We start from the raw sequence: 2,070 nt of genomic DNA on the forward strand, positions 1-2,070 counted from the left end.
AGCAGAGGGGCGGGAAGTGATGGCGAAGAAGATGGGCCAGCTCAACTGCGACACGGGCCGGGTCGAGACGCGGCGGGTGAGCCGGACGCGGGAGGTCGACTGGCCGGTGACTTGGGTTCTCACCCGCCGTCAGCGGATCACCCGGAAGTTGTGGGGCTGAGCTGATGGGCATCTTCGGTGGCAAGAAGCAGGAGAAGAGCACCTACAAGCCCATCCCGAGCAACGCGAAGACGGAAGCGGAATGGCGGCGCTGGGAGCAGAACCGCGGCTGCTCGTTCTGCGGCAAGAAGGGCTGTGACCGTACGAAGCATTCCTGCGGCCCTTGCGGTTCTTGCGGAAGCCTGTACTGCAACGGCGATGCCTGCCCGGGACCGAAGCACGCCGAGCACCTGCGGCGGATGGCGCAGCGGCAGAAGGGGCGGCGCTGACATGGCGAAGAGCAGGCGATTCGACGGCAAGCCGGAGACCGCGGCGGACAAGCGGTTCTTCGACCTGCGGGCGTCGGGCTACACCGGCCCGATCGACCAGAACGGCAACAAGGACACCACCAGCGAGAGCGCGATCCTGCGGCGGATGGCACAGCGACGCGGAGAGCACGTCGATTGGTAACCCCGCGCGGGGCGCGGCTTACGCCCTAGGAAAGCCGGCCGCGCCCCGCCTGATCGATCGGAGATCGACCACATGAAGGTTAAGGCCTCCAAGACTGCCCTGGTCGGTGTTGTCGCCTTCCTGGGTTTCGCGGTCGTCATGGCCGCGATCGAGTACCTCGCGTTCCGCGGGCAGATCGCCTTCGGCCGCCATTACATGCACCTGTCCGGCGCCGGCCTGGCCGCCACCTACCTGGCGCTGCAGGGCGGCATGCTCGCCTCCGCGGCCCTGGGCCTGTGGGCGGTGCTGTCGCGCGACGGCTACCTCGGTCACCGCTTCTGGACGGCGCTCTTCCTGGCCGCCGCGGCCCTGGCCGACTTCCTGGGCGCGAAGGCCGCCGGCTGGCCCACCACCGGCGCCCTGTACGTGGCCGGGTTCTCGTTCGCCGCGCTGCGACTGTGGCACGCCATCCTGCGCCGGCTGCGCCGCGACATGAGCCCCCAGTACCCGCTGCTGCGCTTCCCCCTGCTGCGCTGGGTGCTCGCCTTCGGCGAGACCCGTAAGGCGTTCCGGGTGTCATACCTGGACGGCCTGTCCCCCGTGGAGGCCCTGACCCGGGTCCGCGGCGAGCTGGCCCCACCGCCGGCGCTGCTGACCGAGGACGGCCAGGACGTACGCAAACTCAGCAAGTCTGAGGCGATCGAGGCTGCGTTCTCCGCGGTCGGCTCGTACGACGTCGCCGCGGCCACGGCCTGGCTGGGCGAGCGCGGCGTCACCGCCAACCGGTCCACGTTCTACGACGTGCGGGACCGGATGACCGCGGCCCGCCGCGCCGAGCTGCACGCGGTCACCCCGACCAAGGCCCTCACCACCGCGCCGGCCGCGGCGCAGGCGTCGGCCACGAAGACCCCCGCGCGGAAGGCGCCGGCCCGCAAGGCGACGCCGGCGGCGGCCGACGCGGTCGTGGCCCCGGAGAAGGTGAGCTGACGATGAGTGTCACCGTCGCCATGATGGCTCCGGCCGGTCTCGACCTGCCCCGCTGGGATGCCCCGCACCACTGCGGCGATCACGCCGAGCACGTGCACACCTGGAGCCAGCTCACCCGCTACGGCTCCGCGGTGTGGTTGGTCCAGCAGTGCCGGGTGTGCGGCGAGCCGTGGGACGTGCTCAGCGAGGACTCCGACGAGAAGGTGATCGTCGCCTCGGTGTACCCGCTGTGGGCGATCGCGGGCTGCCAGTTGTGCACCCAGGAGTGCGCGGGGGAGCCCTGCCGGTGCCCGTGCCACGGTCAGCAGATCGACGCCGGGGCCGTGCCGCACCCGCGGGGGAGGTCCTGATGGCCGGCCTGCGCGTTGCTGACGCGGTGTGGTTGACGCCGAAGACGCTCGGCGCTCCGGCGATCTGCTGGCGCGGGCCGCGGGCGATTGTGGTCCGCCTGGCGCCGCCGTACGTGGTGGTCCTGGTCGACGGGCGGGAGCACAC

At 71.3% G+C, this 2,070-nt stretch carries 4 protein-coding genes; all 4 read left to right on the forward strand.

Annotated features, from left to right (window positions below; all coding sequences use genetic code 11):
- The first annotated feature begins 164 nt into the window (after positions 1-164).
- The 4 genes from IEY99_RS33680 to IEY99_RS33695 all read left to right on the forward strand — a co-directional run bounded on the left by IEY99_RS33680 (position 165) and on the right by IEY99_RS33695 (position 1,925).
- Positions 165-428 (forward strand): hypothetical protein, encoded by a 264-nt coding sequence (locus IEY99_RS33680; RefSeq protein WP_189208176.1) that lies wholly within the window; start codon positions 165-167, stop codon positions 426-428.
- Between the two features lies 1 nt (position 429).
- Positions 430-609 carry a hypothetical protein gene (locus tag IEY99_RS33685; protein ID WP_189208177.1) on the forward strand — a complete coding sequence of 60 codons (180 nt, stop codon included), beginning with the start codon at positions 430-432 and terminating at the stop codon, positions 607-609.
- A 72-nt stretch (positions 610-681) separates the two neighbouring features.
- Entirely contained in the window at positions 682-1,575 is an 894-nt protein-coding gene (locus IEY99_RS33690; RefSeq protein WP_189208178.1) for a hypothetical protein, read from the forward strand.
- A 2-nt stretch (positions 1,576-1,577) separates the two neighbouring features.
- Positions 1,578-1,925: a hypothetical protein gene (locus IEY99_RS33695; protein WP_189208179.1), complete on the forward strand. Its 348-nt coding sequence runs from the start codon at positions 1,578-1,580 to the stop codon at positions 1,923-1,925.
- Positions 1,926-2,070: the final 145 nt, after the last annotated feature.

It is taken from the genome of Couchioplanes azureus (assembly GCF_014648355.1).
In the GTDB taxonomy this organism is placed as follows: domain Bacteria; phylum Actinomycetota; class Actinomycetes; order Mycobacteriales; family Micromonosporaceae; genus Actinoplanes; species Actinoplanes azureus.